The sequence below is a fragment of the Marinobacter iranensis genome, from assembly GCF_029207565.1.
GTDB classification, from domain to species: Bacteria; Pseudomonadota; Gammaproteobacteria; order Pseudomonadales; family Oleiphilaceae; genus Marinobacter; species Marinobacter iranensis.
In genome coordinates this window covers 1-270 of the sequence record NZ_JANCMW010000166.1, presented here as the reverse complement: position 1 = coordinate 270, position 270 = coordinate 1, and the positions used below count along the sequence as shown (strand labels likewise).

General features: G+C 45.9%; 1 protein-coding gene. It reads left to right on the top strand.

Annotation, left to right across the window (positions count from 1 at the left end; all coding sequences use genetic code 11):
* Window positions 1-81: 81 nt before the first annotated feature.
* A partial coding sequence (locus tag NLU14_RS21880) for a hypothetical protein (protein ID WP_275710580.1) occupies window positions 82-270 on the top strand: 189 nt, incomplete at its 3' end.

Sequence of the window (270 nt, the reverse complement as noted above, 5' to 3'; positions counted from 1 at the left end):
AATATTGACGAATCGCAAGGATAATGTTGTACCGATGTTATCGATAACGGCGCCTATCGATATAAATATCGGAGATGGCAAATGAACATGCGAGGATTTATTCGTAAATCTGGTGTGATTACTGTTGTGCCGTATTTTATCATGGCGGCGTCGATTGCCAATGCTGCCGATGAACCGGAAGATCGCTCCACTTACTGTGCGCGCACGGCTGCGGAGCATTGTTTCAACACGCAGGGCTTTACCAGCCAGGAATGTGAAGATCGATATTAT